A 20,450-nucleotide genomic window follows, 5' to 3' on the forward strand; every position below is an offset into this window, starting at 1 on the left:
CAATAACGCAGGGCGTTATCCGGGACTGTCTGATAGGATTTCGGCCCGGTTAGGGAAAACCTGAGTCGAAGTTGAAATTTCACAGAATTTTCATCGGTTTGTGTTGATCTTATGGGCGCTGAAATTTCAGTTGTGCTCGTTGCAGCGAATAAAAAATAGTCAATAAGGCATGCCCGGCGCATGGCTTTATGGGGGATTGATGGATCTTTGGACCGCCGCTCAGGCATTGATACTTGGCGTTGTGGAAGGGCTGACAGAGTTTTTGCCCATCAGCAGCACCGGGCACCAGATTATTGTGGCCGACCTGCTGGACTTCGGTGGTGAACGGGCGATGGCCTTCAATATCATCATCCAGTTGGGGGCGATCCTGGCGGTGGTCTGGGAGTTTCGCCGGAAGATTTTTGATGTGGTCGTGGGCTTGCCGACCCAGCCTGGCGCCCGGCGCTTCACTGCCAACCTGTTGATCGCCTTCCTGCCGGCCGTGGTGCTGGGGGTGATTTTTGCCGACCTGATTCATGCCTACCTGTTCAACCCGATCACCGTGGCCACAGCGCTGGTGGTGGGCGGGATCATCATGCTCTGGGCCGAGCGCCGCGAGCATGTGGTGCACGCCGAAAGCGTCGATGACATCACTTGGAAGGACGCGCTGAAGGTCGGTTTTGCCCAGTGCCTGGCGATGATCCCCGGCACGTCCCGCTCCGGCTCGACGATTATCGGCGGCCTGTTGTTCGGCCTGTCGCGCAAGACCGCCACCGAGTTTTCATTCTTCCTGGCGATGCCGACCATGGTCGGCGCAGCGGTGTATTCCGGCTACAAGTACCGTCACCTGTTCCAGCCTGATGACCTGCCGGTATTTGCCCTGGGGTTCGTCACGGCCTTTATCTTCGCGATGATCGCGGTCAAGGGCTTGCTCAAGTTCATCGCCAGCCACAGTTACGCGGCGTTCGCCTGGTACCGCATTGCCTTTGGCTTGTTGATCCTCGCCACCTGGCAGTTTGGCTGGGTGGATTGGGCGGCTGCCCAGTCGTGAGGGCGACGCGGGGCAAACCGGAGGCCACAGGCCAAACCGGCGGTGGCGTGCGTCACCTGCGCTTGAAGCTGGTGCTGTGGCTGCTGCTGTGCAGCGTGCCGCTGTACGGTGCACTGTCCATGGGCTGGCAGGGCATTTCGCTGATTCCCCTGGCGGCCTATGGCGCAGTCAGCCTGTTGACCCTGCTGCTGTACTGGCACGACAAGCGCCAGGCCCGCAATGGTGGGCAGCGCATTCCGGAAAAGGTCCTGCACGCCCTGGAGCTGGCCGGCGGCTGGCCCGGGGCACTGTTGGCGCAGCAGGGGTTTCGCCACAAGACCCGCAAGGTGTCCTACCAGGCCCTGTTCTGGCTGATTGTGGTTCTGCACCAGGTGTTCTGGATCGACCGGCTGTTTCTGCAGGGCAGTCTGTTGGCGCTGGTTTAAAGCAGCAGGCCGACTTGCGTGCGTTTCGGCAGCTTGCTCACCACCAGTTGGTGGGAGCGCTGCAGCAAGCCCCGAAGCTCGTCGGCGGCCAGCGGGTAGGGCACCTGCACGATGACCCAGTGGGCCCGGGCCAGGTAGGGCGCGGGGCCGATGCCCGGGCGGTCGACGTGGCCCAGAAACAGCTCTTTGTCGACCTTGAACGCCAGGGAGTCGCCCCGCAGCCCCTGTAGGGCAAACATCTTGTTGCCGGCGATGGAGAACACCCGCACACCGCCCCATTTGTAGTCTTCCCGGGCCCCAGGCAGGGCCAGGCAGAATTGCGCCACATCGTCTTCGCTCAGGGTCTTGGGGTTCACAGCAGTCGGTCTCCACAACGATTGAAAGATTCGGTCAGGTGTTCGATCCAGGCCCGCACTGCCGGCAACACGCCGCGCCGGTGCGGGTAGACCGCTTGCAGCCAGCCACCGGGCAGTGACCACTCTGGCAACAGTTGGAGCAGTTGGCCGTTCGCCAGTTCTTCCTCGCAATACATCATCGGCAGCACGGTAAAGCCCAGGCCCGCGAGGGCACAGGCGCGACGCACGATAAAATCGTCGATGCCCAGGCGCGCTTCCAGGCTCATTTCAATGGCGTTGCCGTCGCCGTCGAGCATGCGTAAATGAACCAGGCGATCAGCCTCCAGGGCCCCCAATACCGGCACTTGGCGCAAGTCTTCGGGGTGCTGGATATGGCGCTCGGCAAGGAATCCCGGGCTGGCGACGATCACCGTTTGCGCTTGGCGCAGGCGGCGGGTGACCAGCAATGGGTCCTCGTCCCCTAGCTCGCGAACCCGCAACGCCACGTCAATGCCCTCGGTAATCACGTCCACCCGACGGTTGAGCAGTTGCAGGTCCAGTTGCACCTGGGGGTACTTTTCCAGGAAGCGGCTGATCACTTCCGGCAGCATTTGGTGGGCCAGCCCCACCGGGCACGAGACCCGTAAGCGGCCCCGAGGTTCGCTGGACATGCTGGCCACGGCTTCGTCGGCCATTTCCGCCTCCAGCAGCATGGCTTGGCAGTGGCGCAGGTAGCGTTCGCCCACCGCCGTCAGCTTCAACTGCCGGGTGGTGCGTTGCAGCAAGCGGGTATTGAGGCGTTCCTCCAGCTCGGCAATACGCCGCGACAGGCGCGACTTGGGAATGCCCAGCAAGCGCCCGGCCGCCGCAAAACCGCCGGCTTCCACCACCTTGGCAAAGTAATAAAGATCGTTGAGGTCCTGCATGAGCTGACTCGATTGTTCTACTGGTGGGACGAACTATCGCATTTATGCCGACTAATCAGCTATTGATTTCATCGGTAGGATTGCACCCACTTGATCGCCTGGTGGCGGTCCTCACTTGGAGATCCCCCCATGAAGCTTTTGCACATCGATTCCAGCATCCTCGGCGACAACTCGGCTTCCCGTCAGTTGAGCCACAGCGTGGTTGAAGCCTGGAAAGCCGCCGAGCCAGAAGCCGTGGTGACTTACCGCGACCTGGCCAGCGACGCCATCAGCCATTTCTCCGCCGCGACCCTGGTGGCCGCCGGCACCGCCGCCGACCTGCGCAACGCCGCGCAACAGCACGAAGCCGACCTCAGTGCATCGACCCTGGCCGAGTTCCTCGCTGCCGACGCCGTGGTGATCGCCGCGCCGATGTACAACTTCACCATCCCGACTCAGCTCAAGGCCTGGATCGACCGCATCGCCGTGGCCGGCCAGACCTTCCGCTACACCGAAGCCGGCCCCGAAGGCCTGTGCGGCAACAAGAAAGTGGTGGTGGTCTCCACCGCCGGCGGCCTGCACGCGGGCCAGGCCAGCGGCGTGGCCCACGAAGATTACCTGAAGCTGCTGTTCGGCTTCCTTGGCATCACCGACATCGAGTTCGTCCGTGCCCAGGGCCTGGCCTACGGCGAAGAAGTGCGCAACAAAGCCATGAACGATGCTCAGGTACAGATCAGCGAGCAGTTGTTCAGCGCCGCGTAATACTTATGTAAAGACGCCGCGCAAGCACCGTCAGCGCTTCTAAACTCTGTATTCTGTTCACCGTTAAAGGTGAGTGGAATACGGAGTTTTTTGTTGTTGTCTTTCAATGTTCTGGCCCGGGTTATGCAGAGACACGAGCACTGCTCTGATTCTGTGCGCCCTGCAATGCGTGGCCAGAGGTGCTTCAAGGCCTTGGTGGCAAGGGATGGCAGGTATCAAGGGCTTTGCCGATCCAGCCGCAAAGGTGGGCGTGTCATGAAACGTCTCTGTGCACTGTTACTGATTTGCCTGCTCAGCAGCCTGATTTCAGTGCACGCCGCGCCTGGGCCACACCCTCACTGGAGTGTCGGCTTTCATGAACTGAGCTTTCTCGATCCCCTGGATTTGCAGCCGATGCACGCCATCGCCTTTTATCCTTCAACGGGCATCGAACACAGCAGCAAACTCGAGGGTTACCAGATTGCCGCGTCCAAGGATGCGAAGGTCGCCATCGGTCGTTTCCCGATGCTGATGCTGTCCCACGGCAACACCGGCACGCCCCTGGCCCTGCACGACCTGGCCACGTCCCTGGCCCGCCAGGGGTTTGTCGTGGTGGCGGTGATTCACCCCGGCGACAACTACAAAGACCACAGCCGCCTCGGCACCTTGAGCAACCTCTATGGGCGGCCAATCCAGATTTCCGAAGCCATCACCGCGACCTTGAGCGACCCGATGCTCTCGCCCTTCGTCAACGCCGAACAGGTGGGGGTGATCGGCTATTCCGCCGGCGGCGAGACCGCGCTGATTCTCTCGGGGGCCACCCCGGACCTGGATCGCCTGCGGCGTTATTGCCAGGAGCGGCCGGATGACCACGACGCCTGCAACACCCAGGGTGAACTGGTGGTGGACCGTGACGACCTGCAGCCGGTGCCCGATCCCCGGGTGCATGCACTGATGCTGATGGCGCCCCTGAGCCTCAAGTTCGGCCGCCAGACCCTGGCCGATGTGCATGTGCCCGTGCTGCTGTACAGCGGTGACGGCGATCAGTTGGTGGCGGTGGACAAAAATGCCGCCGCCCTGGCGCGCAAGTTGCCGGTGGCGCCGAACTTCAAGCTGTTGGCGGGGGCCGGGCACTTCGTGTTCCTGGCACCGTGCAGCCCTGAACAACTGACGGCAATGCCCGCACTGTGCACCGATGCCGATGGCGTTGACCGCGTAGACATCCATCGCACCCTGATTTCCGAAGCCGGCAAGTTTTTCGCCAGCACCCTGGGCAAGCCGAGCCGCGCCGGCATGCAGACCGCCGATCAGTGACTCAGGCGCCGGCCCGCTGCTTGAGCAGCAGGGTCAGGCCCAGGCCGGTGATCGACAGCAAGGCCGCGCAGAAAAAAATCCACGCATAGCCCAGGTTCAGCGCCACGGCGCCCATCAAGGGCCCGGCAATCGCCAGGGCCAGGTCGAAGAACACCGCATAGGCACTCAAGCCGGCACCGCGACTGCTGCTGGGCACCTGTTTGATCGCCTCCACGCCCAGGGCCGGGTACACCAGGGACAGGCCGACACCGGTCAGTCCGGCACCGAGCAGGGCGAAAGCGGTGGAGGGCGCCAGCCACAGCAGGGCCAGACCCAGGGTTTCGATGATCATGCAGGCGATGGCCGCGCGAAAACCGCCAAAGCGGCTGATGCTGGAGATAAACAGCAGGCGAGCGCAGATAAAACACACGCCGAACATCGTCAGGCAGTACGCCGCACCGACCCAGCCGCGGTCCAGGTAGAACAGGGTAATAAAGGTGGTCAGGGTGCCGTAGCCGATGGAGGCCAGGCTCAGGCTCACGCCGAAGGGCGCGATACGCCCGAACACTGCCCAGAACGGCAGGCGCTCGCCGCGCACCACCGGCACCGAGGGCTTGTTGCGGATCAACAGCAACGCCAGGGCCGCCAACAGCGACAAGGCCAGGCCCAGGCTGGCAAACCCCAGCGTATCGACCATCACCACACCCAGCGGTGCGCCGATGGCAATGGCGCCGTAGGAGGCGATGCCGTTCCAGGAAATTGACCGGGCCGTGTGCTCGGCACCCACCTGGCCCATGCACCAACTGATGGTGCCCACCCCGATCAGGCCCTGGGCCACGCCCAGCAACAGGCGGCCGCCGATCAGCACCGTCAGGCTCAACAGCGGCAGGCTGTCGAGCAGGGTGGAGAGCAGGGTGAGCAGGCCGCTGAGGAAGATGCCCAGTAGCCCATAGATGATGGCGCGCTTGGTGCCGACGTTATCCGACATGCGCCCGGCCATGGGCCGGCTGAGCAGGGTCGCCAGGTATTGGGAGCCGATGACCAGCCCGGCCACCACCGCGCTGAAGCCCAGTTGCTCATGCACATAGCCGGGCAGCACGGCGATCGGCAGGCCGATGCAGATAAAGGCAATAAAGGTATAGAAGACGATAGAGACGATCTGCAGGGTGATCGTCATGGAGTTGGGCACGGGCTGTTCTTGCGCAGACATGGGGGCTCGTTCGCGGGCGGGCGGTCCCGCATCATGGCGCGCCCGGAAAACAAAAGAAAGCAGGCTAACTATTTATCTGCGGCCTTGTTTCATTCCTTGGCAACCCCCTCACCTGGCTACCCGTACGGCATAAAAAAGCCCCGTCACCAGGACAGGGCTTTTACTTACCGCTTGCCGCTAACCGCTCGCAACGCCCTTAAAACACCACGCCTTGACTGCGCAGGTAGTCGTCATAGGTGCCGCTGAAGTCGATCACACCGGTCGGGCTCAGCTCGATGATGCGCGTGGCCAGGGAGGATACGAACTCACGGTCGTGGCTGACGAAGATCAGCGTGCCCGGGTAGTTCTCCAGGGCCAGGTTCAGCGCTTCGATGGATTCCATGTCCAAGTGGTTGGTCGGTTCGTCCATGATCAGCACGTTGGGCTTTTGCAGGATCAGCTTGCCGAACAGCATGCGGCCTTGCTCACCACCGGAGATCACCTTGACCGACTTGAGAATCTCGTCGTTGGAGAACAGCATCCGGCCCAACGTGCCGCGGATCATTTGCTCGCCCTGGGTCCACTGACCCATCCAGTCGAACAGCGTGACGTCGTCTTCGAAGTCGTGGGCGTGATCCTGAGCGTAGTAGCCCAGCTCAGCGGCGTCGGTCCACTTGACGCTACCGGCATCCGGGGTCAGTTCGTTGACCAGGGTGCGCAGCAGGGTGGTCTTGCCGATGCCGTTCGGGCCGATGATCGCTACGCGCTCGCCCGCTTCAACCTGGAAGCTGAAGTCCTTGAACAGCGGCTTGCCGTCGAAGCCTTTGGCCATGCGCTCGACGATGACGGCCTGGCGGTGCAGCTTCTTGTTCTGTTCGAAACGGATGAACGGGCTCACACGGCTCGAAGGCTTGACCTCGGCCAGTTGGATCTTGTCGATCGCCTTGGCGCGGGACGTGGCCTGCTTGGCTTTCGAGGCGTTGGCCGAGAAGCGGCTGACGAAGGATTGCAGTTCCGAGATCTGCGCTTTCTTCTTGGCGTTGTCCGACAGCAGTTGCTCGCGGGACTGGGTCGCCACGGTCATGTACTCGTCGTAGTTGCCCGGGAACAGGCGCAGCTCGCCGTAGTCCAGGTCAGCCATGTGGGTGCACACGCTGTTCAGGAAGTGACGGTCGTGGGAGATGATGATCATCAGGCTGGAGCGCTGGGTCAGAATGTTTTCCAGCCAGCGGATGGTGTTGATGTCCAAGTGGTTGGTCGGTTCGTCGAGCAACAGCACTTCAGGATCGGAAAACAATGCCTGGGCCAGCAATACACGCAGTTTCCAGCCTGGCGACACTTCGCTCATCGGGCCGAAATGCTGTTCCAGGGGAATACCCAGGCCCAGCAGCAGCTCACCGGCGCGGGATTCGGCGGTGTAGCCGTCCATCTCGGCGAACTCGGTTTCCAGCTCGGCCACGGCCATGCCGTCTTCTTCGGTCATTTCTGGCAGCGAGTAGATACGGTCGCGCTCAGCCTTGACCTTCCACAGCTCCTCGTGGCCCATGATCACGGTGTCGAGCACAGTGAATTCTTCGTAGGCGAACTGGTCCTGGCGCAGCTTACCCAGACGCACATTCGGCTCCAGCATGACCTGGCCGCCGGACGGATCGAGGTCGCCACCGAGGATTTTCATGAAGGTCGACTTGCCGCAACCGTTGGCACCGATCAAACCATAACGGTTGCCTGCGCCGAACTTGACCGAGACGTTCTCGAAGAGCGGCTTGGCGCCGAACTGCATGGTGATGTTAGCTGTGGAGATCAATTACGTTACCTATCAATAGCTTAGAGTGCGCGTATTTCGGCTGGGATCCGTTTTTGGCCCATTTGAAGCGTTTCGATTTCGCTCCAACCTGAGCTTGAGCTGATCCATCGCGCATAATTCGAGAGCAGCATCTGCACACTATGGCCGAGCTGCTGGGAGATGAATGCGGGGGTTCATGCCAGAACTGGCGCGCATTGTCGCATAGGTGTGACGACAGTTGTATGGCGGACGGTGATGGATACCCAGCTTTCGCAGGGGCGGACCTCAATGTATATGCATGCCTGACGTCTGTTTGATGCGTTCGATCATCGGGGTAGGAGAGGATGCGCCGATCTTCGCGGCCCCACGGTTCTGCGTTTTTCAGCCCTGACCTCGTTCTTGGCCGCTGCCGTGTTGGCCTTCATGATTAAATAGACGTCATTTTTAAAGGGAGTGTTCGCGTCATGGAAAACACATTCAAGCAGCCCCTGTTTGTAGTAGGCATGCCTCTATTTGTTATAGGTATTTGCATTGCAAGCCCTGGCTTCTGGATCCCAGGGCTGGTCTTTATGGTGATCGGTTTTTCGCAACGCACGAAGGGTTGAGGGTTGCTTCCACGACGACATGTCAGTGGCTGAGTCCTGGTTTCTGACTGTTCCGGGCCTGCGCCGTTAGAGTCGAAGTGCGTTAAAGGTGGGCAATCAGTCGCTGGCAATATCCGCTTTCTTCCATCAGGGTCGGGTATCTGCTGTCATCGATCAGTGAGCGCAATTGCTGTGAGTGACTGGATTGCCGAAATGCGACCTGGCATTCGGCGGCATCAAAAAAAACGCCTCAGGTGCGGCAGAGCCAGCGGGAGTAGGCCGAGCTCAACTTTCAACGAGGCGGTCACAATATCCAGTTGATCGTCCAGGTCCCTGTACAGATTGATCACCAGGAAACTTTCATTTTCTGCCGACGCGTAGAGGTGTACATCACCCTCGCCGACGGGCGTGTCGTCGAAGTAGGTGTTGTACAGCTCGGTAATATCGAGCGCGATTCCCATGGCGTTCAACGCCGCTTCCAGATCAGCATTGGGTGTGTGTTGGTCTTCTACCCATTCGACGAAGTCAGGCATTGAGACGCAGATGTCGAACTCATTGGCGCAGATGATAGGCGTCACTGAAAAGAGATCCTCGCGGTGTCAGTTGGATGTGGGTGTGTATCACTCAAAGGTTTGTTGCATGGCGGTGCGCACAAGTTCAATGCAGCGTTTTAGTTCGGCGGCTCTCGCCAATTCTTATCCGGTCCAGGGCTCGATTGAGCGCGTCCAAGGCGCTGAGCAAGGCCTGGGCCTCCGCTTCACGGCCCTCTCCCCAAAGACGTTCAGCCATCTTGTTCAAGGCCAGGATGGATTGCTCGATATCAGCAGCCGTTGCCGTCTTGGTATCCGCTGGCTGTTTCTTGGTCATTGAATCTCACTTTCGCAGCGTATTGGTTGGATGCTGGGCGATCAGGTCGTTGTCGTCGGCATGATCTCAGGTATCAAACAGCGTGGTCTCGATTGATTCAGTACGCCGACAAAATGCTTCAAAGCCTGGGGCCAGGCAGCGGGCGTCCTCAAAGCCGAGGTTGCCAGCGGCGGCACCGACAATCGGGTACTCACCGCCTTGCAACGGCTGGCGAACGTCGAGCAGGGCGAAGTTACCGGCGCCATCCAGCCCCAGCGGGATGGCCAGGGGCATGTATTCGGGAATCTGGTAGGCCAGCAGGAACTCCCGGATATCAGCCGCGCCAAAAAAGCAGAATTCCATTTCACCGTTCGTCACCAGGCCGCCGTTGGACCACGCCAGGAACTCCAGCCAGCGGGGTGGCAGTGTTACGCCGGGCATGGGCCAGGCCGTGGGGTCGATGGGTGACCAGCTTGCGTGAAGCGTGTGCTGGGTTGGCCAGGGGTTGCTTTGCGAGTCGATGATCGAGCGGCATTCGCTGGGCTGTACGGGCCGTGACAAATCCTCGATCAAGCGTTCGATGTCATCGCGAGTCGCCGGGGCCTGACGTTCGCAATGGGCAAATAGGGTGTTCCAGTCGATTGTCATGGGGGGCTAAACCTGAGGTCGGTTAATCAAGGGGGGCGTTACTGTTCAGCCCAGGGCTGCGGGCGCCTCAGGTAACTGACTGCACAAAACGCAGCAACTGGTGCGCCGCCTCGTTCGGGGCCGCCTGCAGCAGGCAGTGTGGGCCGTCGAGGGTGACGACTTGTGCATCCGGTCTAAGCCTTGCCACCTGTTCGCCGGCACTGGCTGGCACCAGCACGTCCTGGCGGGCTCGCAGGTACAGCAGGGGCATGCGGCTGGCGAGCAGTGGCTGGCTGACGTCCACGGCGACCACCGCCTTGAGCCGGGCCTGCATGACCCGCGGTGCGACTTGGCGCACCGCATGGGCCAGGGATTGGCGCAGGGCCGGTTTGGCAAAGGTGCCGAGCAAGGCTTTGCTGATCGGGCCCAGTGGCGGTCGGGCCAAAGGCAGCAGGTTGAGTAGAAAGCTCAGGCGCCCCAAGCGCGGTCGTGGATTGCGTACAAAGCTGCAGCACAGCACCAGGCCCTTGAGCTGTGCAGGGTTGGCGGCGGCGATGGCCACCGCAATCGGCCCGGAGAACGACTCGCCCAGTAGCACAAACGGCCGCTCGGCGGGCAGCGCCTGATGCACCAGGGACTCCAGCGCCTCATAGCCCAGCGGCCGGTCTGTCGGGTAGCGCAGCACGACCAGGTCCAAGCGCCCTTCCAGGGCGGCAATCAGCGGTTGGAAAAGCTCACCGGTGCCGTCCATTCCGGGCAGCAGGACCATTACCGGCGCGGTTGTTTGACTCATGGGTTTTGCTGTCCTTGGCAGGTGCTCGATGCTTGGTTCGGGTGCGGACCTCGATCGCGCGCAGCATAGCAGCCCGAAAAGCCCGAGGGGCGAGCAGGCTGACCTCCGGCAACGACTGGGCCAGAGCCTTGGCGTCTTGTGCAGGGGCGCCGCTGATTGGCACACGATGAGCACAGGAATTCACAATTTTGAGTTAACTTTTGGTTACAAACTGTGGCTAAAATGCCATCCAACGGCCAGATGCCGAAAAGCGGGCTGCCCAGGGACGTGCCATCCAGGTTCCGCTGTGACGAATTTGAAACGCTGCCATTTGCCGCCGGGCCCTCGGGTCTTCGACGGCGCAGCCTGTTTTTTACTGACCTGTGACGATTTCCGTGAAACTCATCATTGCTGCTGTGTACCTGCTGTCCATTGCCTACGTGCATCTGCGTGGGCGCGTACGCCACAAGTTGGGTCGTCAACTGAGTGACCACTCGACCTTCCTGGCGCCGATCAACTGCTTCCTCTATCTGTTCTCCAAACAACCCAATCGCCCCTACCTGGACCCGGCCCAGTTTGCCGAGCTGAGCACGCTGCAAGAGCACTGGCAGGAAATTCGCGCGGAAGGGCAGAACCTGATGCGTGCGGGCGCCATCAAGCGCTCCGAGCAATACAACGACGTGGGTTTCAACTCCTTTTTCAAAAGCGGCTGGAAGCGCTTTTACCTGAAGTGGTACGGCGACAGCCATCCTTCGGCGATGAAGCTCTGCCCGCGTACCACCGAACTGGTGCAGGGCATCGGTTCGATCAAGGCGGCGATGTTCGCCGAGCTGCCGCCAGGCTCCAAGCTGGTACGCCACCGCGACCCGTACGCGGGCTCCTATCGCTATCACCTGGGGTTGGATACGCCCAACAGCGAAGGCTGTTACATCGAGGTGGACGGTGAGCGTTACTTCTGGCGCGACGGCGAGGCGGTGATGTTCGACGAGACTTACATCCACTACGCGGAAAACACCACGGAGCAGAACCGCATCATTCTGTTCTGCGACGTCGAGCGGCCGATGAAGTACCGCTGGGCCACGGCGTTCAACCGTTGGTTCAGTCGCCACGTGATGGCGGCGGCCGGTTCGCCGAACGAGGCGGGCGACAAGACCGGTGGCCTGAACCGCGCATTCAACAAGCTGTACAAGATCCGTTTGCGTGGCAAGGAGCTGAAGAAGCGCAATCGTGCACGTTACTACCTGGAAAAGTGGGCGATCTTTGCGGCTTTGCTGTTGCTGTTCATCCTTATCTGACGCCTACGATTTAACCTCCCGACGGCGATGACGGCACCCGTGCCCGTTATCGCCGCTGCGCTGCCAAAACCGGCCTTTCCTCGCTGCCCACCTCCCGCTCCAGCCCGTCCTACGCGCCTTGCCGATAACTCGTGTTACATGTTCCGACTGATAATTTAATTAACAAAGCCGAACCCTGGGCGTAGCGTGAACTCGAATTCGATATCCCGTTGCCACCCACAGAGGATCGTCATGAACAGTCTGGCTCGCGGCTTTGCCATGTTCGCGCTACTGGGGGCCGTTGCCATCGGCGCCCAGGCCGCACCTGTCGACCTCGACGCCGGCGCGCCGGGCTCACCCATGCTGCTGGCGCAAAACCTGCCCAACAGCAACAACAACCCCTATAACAGCCCGACGCGCCGGGCCAACCCCAACAGCATGCAGGGCACCCAGCCCAGCACGCCGCCAGTGCGTGGCCCTACGACGGCGCCCACGCCGCGGCGCCGACCCTGGAAAACGGCGGCATCGGCAATGGCTACCCGCGCAACACCACGCCACCCAAGGCGATCGACCCACGCCCAGTCACACCGCCCCGGGATTCCAACACCCGCTGAGTCACCTTTTAACCGACAGAAGGATTGATGCATGTTGCGTAAAACCCTCCTGGCCACCCTGTGTGCCAGCGCTTTCCTGAGCAGCCCGCTGTATGCCGCCCCACAGTCGTTGCAGAGCGAGCAGGGGCGTCTGAGTGTGACCCCGATTACCCAAGGCCTGGATCACCCCTGGGCCCTGGCCTTCCTGCCGGATAGCCGGGGCATGCTGGTCACCGAGCGCCCAGGCAACCTGCGCCTGGTCAGTGCCGATGGCAAGCTCTCGGCGCCCTTGAGCGGGGTGCCGAAGGTCTGGGCCAAGGGGCAGGGCGGCTTGCTGGATGTGGTGCTGTCGCCCGACTTCAAGCAGGACCGCATGGTCTACCTGTCCTACGCCGAGGGCGGTGGCGAAGGCGGCACGGCCGGCACCGTGGTCGGGCGCGGACGCCTGGCGGATGACTTGAGCGGGCTCAAGGATTTCAAGGTGATTTTCCGTCAGGAACCCAAGCTGTCCACCGGCAATCACTTCGGCTCGCGCCTGGTCTTCGACCGTGACGGTTACCTGTTCATCACCCTGGGGGAAAATAACGACCGCGCCACCGCCCAGGACCTGGACAAGCTGCAAGGCAAGATCGTGCGCCTGTACCCGGACGGCCGTGTACCCGACGACAACCCCTTTGTCGGCCAGTCCGGCGTGCGCCCGGAAATCTGGTCCTACGGCCATCGCAGCCCCCAGGGTGCGGCGCTGAACCCCTGGAGCGGCACCCTCTGGGAGAACGAACACGGGCCCAAGGGCGGTGACGAGATCAATATCGTCGAGCGCGGCAAGAACTACGGCTGGCCCCTGGCAACCCACGGCATCAACTACTCCGGGGCGCCGATTCCCGAAGCGGTGGGCCAAACCGCCCAGGGCACCGTGCAACCGCACCATGTGTGGGAAAAGTCCCCCGGGATCAGCGGCATGGCCTTCTATGACGGCGACCGTTTCAAGGCCTGGCAGCACAACGTGTTTATCGGTGCCCTTGCCACCAAGGAACTGATCCGCCTGCAGTTCGACGGCGACAAGGTGGTGCACGAAGAGCGCCTGATGGGTGAACTCAAGGAACGCATCCGCGATGTGCGCCAAGGCCCCGACGGTTACCTGTACGTGCTGACCGACGAGGACAAGGGCTCGCTGTACAAGGTGGGGCTGGAATAACCCGCGCGCGACTCATCACCGGTCCGCCCCGGACGAATAGGTGCGGGGCCCGACCGGCCAACTGCGTGCGGTCAATGGCTATCGGTCGCTGGATACAGGATCACCGCCGCCCGCAACTTGCTGCTGCCAAAACTGCACATTTTGTCGAAGGCTCCGTGGCTGACCGGCAAGTGCTGGCAATCCATGGGCTGACGGTGCTGGCTGTGATCCACATCCGGGTCGTGCAAGTAGACGAAGTCCTCGTCGCAATCGGTGACCATCACCCAATGGGGCGCCTTGGAGCGGGTCAGGCGGTAACTGCTGATCAGCACCAGGGGCCGCCCCCCGTCATTCAACAAGCGCTGCAGGTGCAGCGGCCCGCCGAGTACTTGCTGCACATCCGAGGCATCCAACTCGCGACAGAACTCTTCATGGACCAAACGCATGACGTCTTTTTTATGCTCGTCACGCACGCCGTTGAGCAAAAGCGGCCCGCTGCTGTTGACCTGTAACCGCACCTTGTAGCCTCTGCGCCACGCCGCCAGTGCCAGGCCCTGGGGGCTACAGCCACCGTGGCCCGAGGTCATGAACACGGTGGTCGCTTCGCGCCAGATCTGCAGCTCTTCGCGTCGCTCCAGCCGCCGTCCGGGGTGCAGGGCGCCCATGGCCATCAGCAGGCAGGCCGGGCCACACGTGAACGCCGTGGTCTGCGGGTAATAGGGCACATGGACACTGCGTTGTTCCCGGTGCTGGAGAATGCGCTTCTCTAGGCGTAGCGCCTCCGCGTGGTCCTCGTAGTAGTCGTGGATCCGCGCAAAACGCCGGTAGCCGTTGCGTTCGTAGAGGTGGATGGCCGCAGGATTGTCGCTGCGCACTTCCAGGCGCAGGTACGCACAATCATGCTCCAGGGCGCATTGCTCGATCTGTTCCAGCAAGCGCTGGCCCAGCCCCAGGCCGCGTGCTTCGACAGCGATGGCGATCGAATACAGGCGTGCCAGGCTGGTGCCTCGGTGGAACAGCACCAGGGCGTAGCCCAGTACCTGTTGTTGGCGCTGCACCAGGATCAGGCGCCCATGGGCGCGGCTGATCATCCATTGAAAGCTGCGGGGTGTCAGCCGGTCGGTGGTGAAACATTGCTGTTCCAGGGCCACCAGGGCCGGCAAGTCATCAGGTGTCGCTGTGCGAAAGACAAGGTCCATATAACCGCCGTAAAAGTTGCGTAATGAAACGGGACTTTTAAAAAACACAGTGCTTAATAGAAGAGGTCTAGTTCTTCAACGGATCAAACACTATGTCAGCGGTACAAGGTCATTGGCGCGAAGTATCAGAGCAAATTGTCTCGGAAACAATCACTACCCGCGACTATTTTTCCACGCCGGGAAGTGCCTCCAATCAGTGGTTGATTATTGTCGAGCGCAAGGAAGACTGGGCGTCTTACTTTCCTAGCGACAGCATGCTCAGTGCTCAGGAATACCTGGAGAATCCCCCGGGTAACGTTGCCGGCAAACGGGTCCAAGTGATTAACCTGTGCCGCAGCTACAAGTACCTGGGCCACGGCTATTACTGCTCGCTGCTGGCCGAAGCCCGTGGGCACAAGGTGATTCCTTCGGTGCGGACCATCAGCGAACTGACCCGCAAAGCCCTCTACGGGCTGGTACTGGATGACCTTGATAAAACCCTGGAAAGTGCGTTGAGCCATCACCTTTACAGCGACACTGAAGGTTTCACACTAACCCTGTATTTTGGCAAGACCCATATTGAACCCCTGCAAGATCTGGCTCGCCAGTTGTTCGAACTGTTTCCCTGTCCGATTTTGTTAGTTGACTTCAAACGCACTAACGGTTGGCACATCGACGGGGTGAAGTCCGGGGCCTTGCATAAGTTGCGTGAAGATCAGGAAGATCAATTCGCCCACTCTCTGGACAGTTTCAGTCGCAAGATCTGGCGCCAGCCGCGTTCCCGGCGCTTGGCCCGTTATGACCTGGCGATTCTTCATGACCCCCAGGAAAAGTTTCCGCCGTCCAACCCCAGGGCGCTGGAGGGGTTTATCCGTGTGGGGCAGCGCCTGGGCATCGATGTCGAACTGATCGAGAAAAAAGACTACTCGCGCCTGGCCGAATACGACGCCTTGCTGATCCGCGAAACCACCAGCGTCGACAACCACACCTACCGCTTTGCCAAGAAGGCCGAGAGCGAGGGCCTGGTGGTGATGGACGACTCCACCTCGATCCTGCGTTGCACCAACAAGGTCTACCTGACGGACCTGCTCAACAGCCATCAACTGGGCATGCCCGCCACCGAGATCCTCTACAAGGAACGACCGGAGGATTTTGAGCGAGTGGGTGAGCGCCTGGGTTTCCCCCTGGTGCTGAAAATCCCCGATGGCTGTTTCTCCCGCGGGGTGATCAAGGTGGAAAGCCAGGAGGCGTTGCTGCAGGCCACTGCCGAGTTGTTCGAACATTCGGTGCTGTTGCTTGCCCAGGAGTTTTTCTACACCGAGTACGACTGGCGCATCGGCGTGCTCAATCGCAAGCCGATCTTTGCCTGCCAGTACTTTATGTCCAAAGGCCATTGGCAGATCTACAACCACAAGGCCCAAGGCCAGGACATCAACGGTGAATGCCGCACGCTGGCGGTCCACGAGGCGCCGCGGGCAGTGGTGGAGCTGGCGGTGAAAACCGCCAACCTGATTGGCGACGGCCTGTACGGCGTAGACCTCAAGCAGTCCGGCGAGCAGGTGGTGGTCATCGAAGTCAATGACAACCCCAACCTCGACGCCGGCATTGAGGACGCCTACCTGCAAGACGATTTGTATGCCCTGATTCTCGAAGAGTTTGTCCGTCGCCTGGAACTCAAGCGTCGCGGGCAAGCCTGGTGAACCGCCCATGATCCAGAGCTATCAACTGCGTCATGGCGCCTTGCAACCGGCACCGCAGCAGGACGCCGAGGTGTTGTTGTTCAGCGCCCCGGACGCCGCCGAGCGCGATCTGCTGCGCAGCGATTTCAAGCTCGACGAGCACGCCCTGGCATCGGCCCTGGACCCGGACGAGGTATCGCGCATTGAGTTTCACCCGGACAACCTGTTCCTGATCTGGAAGCGGCCGGAGAATTATTCCGGCGGCGGCAGCCTGTCATTTGAAGTGGCGTCCTGCGGTTTGCTGTTCTCGCCCCAGCGCCTGTTGGTGATCGCCACCGATGACAACCAACTGCGTGGCCTCGGCGCGCGTCAGGCCCTGAATACGCCGCTGGATGTGTTGCTCGACTTGCTGCTCAACAACATTCACCACTACCTGGGGCACCTCAAGGTGATCAAGCTGGTCGCCCGGGAGTTGCAGCAGCAATTCAACGCCTCGATGGAAAATCGCCACCTGGTGCAGATGTTCAACCTCAGCGAGAGCCTGATCTATTACCTCAATGCCCTGCACAGCAACGGCGCGGTCTTGAGCCGCCTGCGCAATCATGCCGAAAAAGAGCATTTCGGCAGCGAAGCCCTGGGCCTGATCGACGACCTGATCATTGAAAACAACCAGTGCTACAAACAGGCGGAAATCTACTCCACGGTGTTTTCCGGGCTGATCGACGCCCGGGGGAACTTGATGAACAACAACATGAACAAGCTGCTGCGCAAACTGACGCTGATCAACGTGGTGTTCCTGCCGCTGAACCTGATCGCCAGCATCGGCGGCATGTCGGAGTTCAGCATGATGACGGCGGGCATCCCGTGGTGGGTGTCTTACCCGCTGTTTCTGCTGACGATGCTGGTGGGGGCAGGGGGGATGGTTCTCGGTCTGCGGCGCCTGGCCGGTGCCAGTGCCAAGGCCGGCTGAGGGTCACGGCGTCTGCAAAGTGAGCACTTCGAAGCCATCGCGGGTCACGGCAACGGTGTGCTCCCACTGGGCCGAGAGGCTGTTGTCGCGAGTGACCACGGTCCAGCCGTCCTTGAGGCCACGGGTACGCGCCGAACCCTGGTTGAGCATCGGCTCGATGGTGAAGACCATGCCTTCACGCAGTTCCAGGCCGGTGCCGGGGCGACCGAAGTGCAGAATCTGCGGTTCTTCGTGCATCTGCCGGCCGATGCCGTGGCCGCAGTACTCGCGCACCACGCTGTAGCCGTTGCTCTGCGCCAGGCTCTGGATGGCATGGCCGATATCCCCCAGGCGCGCACCGGGCCTGACCACCTTGATCCCGGCCCACATGGCCTCGAAGGTGATCTCCACCAGGCGCTGGGCCTTGGGGGCGACCGGGCCGATCAGGTACATCTTGCTGGAGTCGGCGATAAAGCCGTTCTTCTCCAGGGTGATGTCGATATTGACGATGTCGCCCTCCTTGAGGATCGCCTGGGCATCGGGCATGCCGTGGCACACCACTTCATTGATCGAGGTGTTGATGCAGTAGGGGTAGTCGTACTGGCCTTTGCTCGCCGGGCGTGCGGCCAGGTCCTGGCGGATCAAGCGTTCCACCGCGGTGTCCAGTTCCAGGGTCGATTGCCCGGCGGCGACAAAACCGTCGAGAAAGTCGAACACTTTGCCCAGCAGGCGCCCTGATTCACGCATCAGCGCCAGTTGTTCGGGAGTTTTGATCAGCGCCTGGCTCATGCGGTGTGCCCTCTGATGAGGTCGCTCTTGTTCAGCAACAGTTTGTGGATCAGGTCGTTGTAGGCCAGGTGCGGATTGAGCTCGGCCAGCAGGCCGATCTTGATCCAGAACTCGGCCTGGGCGTTGATCGAGCGATCCATGGTGGCGCTGGCCATGCGGATCTGCTCATGCAATTGGTCTGAAATCTTGACGATACCCATGGAGCGGCCCTTGGTTGGAAATATACGAATCATATATGTTTCGTATATTGATCGCCAAGAGCCTCCGTGTTGCACGCGGTCTTGACGCCTCGGGGGCGACGCGGTTAATTTCGCCCCATGACTTCCCCCGCATTCCGTTCCCAGCCAAGCATTATTACCGCCATGACTCATTGGCGGGCTTGCTGACGACTGCACCCAACCCGCCCTGGAGGCGGGTTTTTTCTCTCTGTCTCCCGGGCACCGAACACCGCCAGGAGAGACCCATGCCCACCGCCAGCCGCTGTACCTCCTCCACGCCCGAGCTCGGGTTGCTGGAGCACTACGTGAAGAAAATCCTCGCGGCGCCGGTCTATGACCTGGCCGTGCACACGCCATTGCAGGGCGCGCCGGGCCTCTCGGCGGCCCTGGGCAATCAGGTCTTGCTCAAGCGCGAGGACCTGCAGCCGACCTTTTCCTTCAAGGTGCGCGGCGCCTATAACCGATTGGTACAGCTCAGTGAAGCGCAGCGGCAACGCGGGGTGATCACGGCGTCTGCGGGCAACCACGCCCAGGGCGTAGCGCTGGCCGCCCGCGAGCTGGGCATCAAGGCAACCATCGTCATGCCCCGCAGCACGCCTGAGCTCAAGGTACAGGGCGTGCGCAGCCGGGACGCCGAAGTGCTGCTGCATGGCGAGAGCTTCCCCTTTGCCCTGGCCCATGCCCTGGCGTTGGCCCAGCACAATGGCCAGACCTTCGTTTCACCGTTTGACGACCCCGAGGTGATTGCCGGGCAGGGCACCGTGGCCATGGAAATCCTGCGCCAGCAGCCAGGGCGCCTGGACGCGATCTTCGTGCCGGTAGGCGGCGGTGGGCTGATCGCCGGTATCGCCGCCTACGTCAAATACCTACGTCCGGAGGTGCGCATCATCGGTGTCGAATCCGAACACTCCAACTGCCTGCAGCAAGCCCTGAAAGCCGGCGAGCGGGTGCTGCTGCCCGAGGTCGGGACCTTTGCCGATGGGGTCGCAGTGGCTCAGGTCGGGGCCCATTGTTTTGAGATCTGTCGCCATCACGTGGATCAGGTGCTGACGGTCAGCAACGACGACCTGTGCACGGCCATCAAGGCGATCTACGACGACACCCGCTCCATCACCGAGCCTTCGGGGGCGTTGGCGGTGGCGGGCATTCAGCAATATGTGGCCAGCACCGGCGCCCGGGGGCAAACCCTCGTGGCAATCGACTCTGGCGCTAACATCAATTTCGCTACTCTGGCCGAGGTCGCCAAACGCCTCGAGCCGAGTCTCTAGGCGCTGGCCGGTAGGCACCGGCCAATGCCTCAGGGCAGCAGGGGGCGCAGGAAGCTGCGTTCGTAGCTGAGGATGAATTTCTTCTCCACCACCGCGGCCACCAGGGCCACGCTTTGCGGGTCGCTCAAGGCTAGACGACGGTAGTTTTCGTAGTCCGCCAATGAGGGAAAGCTGAACAGGCAGTAGGCGATATTGCTGGCGCCTTCCGAAGGCAGGAAATACCCATGGTGCAGGCCGCCCAGGCGCTGGACCACTTCGATCCACTCCAGGGAGTAGGCCTCGAACGCGGCCAGTTGATAGGGATCGATCACATATTTGACGTGGCAGGTAATCATTCGGGTCTTCCGCTGAGGTGTGCGGCGCATTCTTGCCGGGGCGTGTGCGCATTGCAAACCGACGGCCTTGCGTCGGGTGTTTTGCAAGGCGAGGGGTGCGGTTTTTTGCAAGTTGCACGACGGCGCCGAGGCCAGGTCTCGATTTGCCTGGGCCAAACGCCCGTCGCCTGCGGGCACGGTTAATGCTGAGTAAACAGTGGAGCCTGCATGTCGCGGCGTCGCGCAAAGCCCTTCAAGCGTCCAGCGAGCGGACAGGCCCAGCCCGTAACGGCCATCGATCAGTCACGACAAAAAGTGCGCAGCTCAGTGCGAAAAAGAATTTAGCGGTATTGGGAAAGGGGCCTAGTCTTAGAGGTGGCCCGGTCTCCATGGAAGAAGCGAGCCGGAGTCACCCGCTTTCGAACGTGCCCGTTCTCTAACCTGAAAATCTGCACCGCGCTGTTGTCGATTTGCCTTGAACGAT

21 protein-coding genes and 2 pseudogenes are annotated in these 20,450 nt (G+C 61.2%); 10 read left to right on the forward strand and 13 right to left on the reverse strand.

Annotated features, from left to right (window positions below):
* The first annotated feature begins 199 nt into the window (after positions 1 to 199).
* Both M1B35_RS06085 and M1B35_RS06090 read left to right on the forward strand, forming a co-directional pair.
* Positions 200 to 1,030, forward strand: a complete 831-nt coding sequence (locus M1B35_RS06085) for an undecaprenyl-diphosphate phosphatase (RefSeq protein ID WP_268261480.1) — start codon at positions 200 to 202, stop codon at positions 1,028 to 1,030.
* A gap of 47 nt (positions 1,031 to 1,077) precedes the next feature.
* Positions 1,078 to 1,455, forward strand: coding sequence for a DUF1294 domain-containing protein (locus M1B35_RS06090; RefSeq protein WP_259740386.1), 378 nt, complete (start codon positions 1,078 to 1,080; stop codon positions 1,453 to 1,455).
* On the opposite strand, the gene M1B35_RS06095 is transcribed toward M1B35_RS06090, so the two are convergent.
* Together M1B35_RS06095 and M1B35_RS06100 are read right to left on the reverse strand one after the other, a co-directional pair.
* Positions 1,452 to 1,796: an MmcQ/YjbR family DNA-binding protein gene (locus M1B35_RS06095; protein WP_123334433.1), complete on the reverse strand. Its 345-nt coding sequence runs from the start codon at positions 1,794 to 1,796 to the stop codon at positions 1,452 to 1,454. The two genes, M1B35_RS06090 and M1B35_RS06095, sit on opposite strands and share 4 nt — an antisense overlap.
* A gap of 11 nt (positions 1,797 to 1,807) precedes the next feature.
* Positions 1,808 to 2,716, reverse strand: a complete 909-nt coding sequence (locus M1B35_RS06100) for a LysR substrate-binding domain-containing protein (protein WP_268261481.1) — start codon at positions 2,714 to 2,716, stop codon at positions 1,808 to 1,810.
* Positions 2,717 to 2,845: 129 nt separating this feature from the next.
* Here M1B35_RS06100 and M1B35_RS06105 point away from each other — a divergent pair, with 129 nt between their 5' ends.
* Positions 2,846 to 3,457: an FMN-dependent NADH-azoreductase gene (locus tag M1B35_RS06105; RefSeq protein ID WP_123332880.1), complete on the forward strand. Its 612-nt coding sequence runs from the start codon at positions 2,846 to 2,848 to the stop codon at positions 3,455 to 3,457.
* A 255-nt stretch (positions 3,458 to 3,712) separates the two neighbouring features.
* Positions 3,713 to 4,750: an alpha/beta hydrolase family protein gene (locus tag M1B35_RS06110; protein ID WP_268261482.1), complete on the forward strand. Its 1,038-nt coding sequence runs from the start codon at positions 3,713 to 3,715 to the stop codon at positions 4,748 to 4,750.
* A 1-nt stretch (position 4,751) separates the two neighbouring features.
* Here the strand turns inward: M1B35_RS06110 and M1B35_RS06115 are convergent, their stop codons facing one another.
* The 7 genes and pseudogenes from M1B35_RS06115 to M1B35_RS06145 all read right to left on the reverse strand — a co-directional run bounded on the left by M1B35_RS06115 (position 4,752) and on the right by M1B35_RS06145 (position 10,551).
* Positions 4,752 to 5,939: an MFS transporter gene (locus M1B35_RS06115; protein WP_268261483.1), complete on the reverse strand. Its 1,188-nt coding sequence runs from the start codon at positions 5,937 to 5,939 to the stop codon at positions 4,752 to 4,754.
* 196 nt (positions 5,940 to 6,135) lie between these two features.
* Positions 6,136 to 7,722: an ABC-F family ATPase gene (locus M1B35_RS06120; protein WP_123332886.1), complete on the reverse strand. Its 1,587-nt coding sequence runs from the start codon at positions 7,720 to 7,722 to the stop codon at positions 6,136 to 6,138.
* A 20-nt stretch (positions 7,723 to 7,742) separates the two neighbouring features.
* Positions 7,743 to 8,040 (reverse strand): annotated as a pseudogene (locus tag M1B35_RS06125) (site-specific integrase); the annotation flags it as partial.
* A gap of 481 nt (positions 8,041 to 8,521) precedes the next feature.
* A complete protein-coding gene (locus M1B35_RS06130) occupies positions 8,522 to 8,863 on the reverse strand; it encodes a hypothetical protein (protein WP_268261484.1) in 342 nt (113 codons plus the stop codon).
* A 79-nt stretch (positions 8,864 to 8,942) separates the two neighbouring features.
* On the reverse strand, positions 8,943 to 9,152 hold the full coding sequence (locus tag M1B35_RS06135) for a hypothetical protein (RefSeq protein ID WP_123332890.1): 210 nt from the start codon (positions 9,150 to 9,152) through the stop codon (positions 8,943 to 8,945).
* A gap of 66 nt (positions 9,153 to 9,218) precedes the next feature.
* Positions 9,219 to 9,779 carry an SMI1/KNR4 family protein gene (locus M1B35_RS06140; RefSeq protein WP_268261485.1) on the reverse strand — a complete coding sequence of 187 codons (561 nt, stop codon included), beginning with the start codon at positions 9,777 to 9,779 and terminating at the stop codon, positions 9,219 to 9,221.
* A gap of 67 nt (positions 9,780 to 9,846) precedes the next feature.
* On the reverse strand, positions 9,847 to 10,551 hold the full coding sequence (locus M1B35_RS06145; RefSeq protein WP_268261486.1) for an alpha/beta fold hydrolase: 705 nt from the start codon (positions 10,549 to 10,551) through the stop codon (positions 9,847 to 9,849).
* A 374-nt stretch (positions 10,552 to 10,925) separates the two neighbouring features.
* Between M1B35_RS06145 and lpxO the strand changes: the two genes are divergently transcribed.
* The 3 genes and pseudogenes from lpxO to M1B35_RS06160 all read left to right on the forward strand — a co-directional run bounded on the left by lpxO (position 10,926) and on the right by M1B35_RS06160 (position 13,592).
* Positions 10,926 to 11,825, forward strand: a complete 900-nt coding sequence (gene lpxO / locus M1B35_RS06150) for a lipid A hydroxylase LpxO (RefSeq protein ID WP_123332896.1) — start codon at positions 10,926 to 10,928, stop codon at positions 11,823 to 11,825.
* 231 nt (positions 11,826 to 12,056) lie between these two features.
* Positions 12,057 to 12,418, forward strand: a pseudogene (locus tag M1B35_RS06155) (hypothetical protein).
* Positions 12,419 to 12,449: 31 nt separating this feature from the next.
* Positions 12,450 to 13,592, forward strand: a complete 1,143-nt coding sequence (locus M1B35_RS06160; RefSeq protein ID WP_268261487.1) for a PQQ-dependent sugar dehydrogenase — start codon at positions 12,450 to 12,452, stop codon at positions 13,590 to 13,592.
* 71 nt (positions 13,593 to 13,663) lie between these two features.
* Here the strand turns inward: M1B35_RS06160 and M1B35_RS06165 are convergent, their stop codons facing one another.
* Positions 13,664 to 14,770, reverse strand: coding sequence for a GNAT family N-acetyltransferase/peptidase C39 family protein (locus tag M1B35_RS06165; RefSeq protein ID WP_268261488.1), 1,107 nt, complete (start codon positions 14,768 to 14,770; stop codon positions 13,664 to 13,666).
* Positions 14,771 to 15,024: 254 nt separating this feature from the next.
* On the opposite strand from M1B35_RS06165, the gene M1B35_RS06170 reads away from it, so the two are divergent.
* Together M1B35_RS06170 and M1B35_RS06175 are read left to right on the forward strand one after the other, a co-directional pair.
* Positions 15,025 to 16,449, forward strand: a complete 1,425-nt coding sequence (locus tag M1B35_RS06170; protein ID WP_425273394.1) for a RimK family protein — start codon at positions 15,025 to 15,027, stop codon at positions 16,447 to 16,449.
* 7 nt (positions 16,450 to 16,456) lie between these two features.
* On the forward strand, positions 16,457 to 17,398 hold the full coding sequence (locus M1B35_RS06175; protein WP_123332906.1) for a magnesium transporter CorA family protein: 942 nt from the start codon (positions 16,457 to 16,459) through the stop codon (positions 17,396 to 17,398).
* A 3-nt stretch (positions 17,399 to 17,401) separates the two neighbouring features.
* On the opposite strand, the gene map is transcribed toward M1B35_RS06175, so the two are convergent.
* Complete coding sequence (gene map, locus M1B35_RS06180) at positions 17,402 to 18,166, reverse strand: type I methionyl aminopeptidase (RefSeq protein ID WP_123332909.1); 765 nt, start codon at positions 18,164 to 18,166, stop codon at positions 17,402 to 17,404.
* Positions 18,163 to 18,366, reverse strand: coding sequence for a ParD-like family protein (locus tag M1B35_RS06185; protein ID WP_123332911.1), 204 nt, complete (start codon positions 18,364 to 18,366; stop codon positions 18,163 to 18,165). Before M1B35_RS06185 ends, map begins: the two co-directional genes overlap by 4 nt.
* Positions 18,367 to 18,629: 263 nt before the next feature.
* Here M1B35_RS06185 and ilvA point away from each other — a divergent pair, with 263 nt between their 5' ends.
* Entirely contained in the window at positions 18,630 to 19,652 is a 1,023-nt protein-coding gene (gene ilvA, locus M1B35_RS06190) for a threonine ammonia-lyase, biosynthetic (protein WP_268261490.1), read from the forward strand.
* 29 nt (positions 19,653 to 19,681) lie between these two features.
* On the opposite strand, the gene M1B35_RS06195 is transcribed toward ilvA, so the two are convergent.
* Entirely contained in the window at positions 19,682 to 19,987 is a 306-nt protein-coding gene (locus M1B35_RS06195; protein ID WP_123332915.1) for an NIPSNAP family protein, read from the reverse strand.
* Positions 19,988 to 20,450: the final 463 nt, after the last annotated feature.

It is taken from the genome of Pseudomonas morbosilactucae (assembly GCF_023241665.1).
In the GTDB taxonomy this organism is placed as follows: Bacteria; Pseudomonadota; Gammaproteobacteria; order Pseudomonadales; family Pseudomonadaceae; genus Aquipseudomonas; species Aquipseudomonas morbosilactucae.